Origin of the sequence: Pseudomonas sp. PDM16, from assembly GCF_014851865.1 — a bacterium.
Classification (GTDB): Bacteria; Pseudomonadota; Gammaproteobacteria; order Pseudomonadales; family Pseudomonadaceae; genus Aquipseudomonas.
Genome location: NZ_JACVAM010000033.1, coordinates 1 through 445, shown reverse-complemented (window position 1 = coordinate 445; position 445 = coordinate 1). Strand labels below are relative to the sequence as shown.

The 445-nt window shown below is 47.0% G+C and carries 1 protein-coding gene; it reads left to right on the top strand.

Annotated features, from left to right (window positions below):
• The coding region (locus IB234_RS24535) for a hypothetical protein (RefSeq protein ID WP_192322329.1) at positions 1-445 on the top strand (445 nt) is incomplete at both ends.

The following is a 445-nucleotide window of genomic DNA, read 5'->3' as shown; positions in this document are numbered from 1 at the left end:
AGAAAAAAGAGAGAGAAAAGAGGAAGAGAGGAGGAAGAGGAAGAGGGGGAGAAGAGAAAGGGAGGAGAAAGAAAAAGGGAGAAAGAAAGAGGAGAAGAGGGAGGAGGAAGGAAGAAAAGGGGAAGGGGAAGGAAAGAAAAGAAGAGAGAGGAAAAGAAGAAAGAAAAGAAGAAGGAGAAGGGAGGAAGAAGAGAAGAAGAGGAGGGAGGAAGAGGGGAAGGGAAGAAGAAGAGAGGAGAAAAAAGAAAAAAAAAATGAAGGAAGGGGGAGGAAGAGGGGGAAAGAAGGAAGAGGGGAGGAAGGAGAAAGAGAGAAGAGGGAGAGAGGGGAAAGGGGAGAGAGGAAAGGAGGAGGAAAGGAAAGAGAGGAGGAGAGAAAGAGGGAAGAAAAGAGGAGAAAGAGAGAGAAGGAGGAGGGAGAAGAAGAAGAGAGAGAGAAGCAGAGA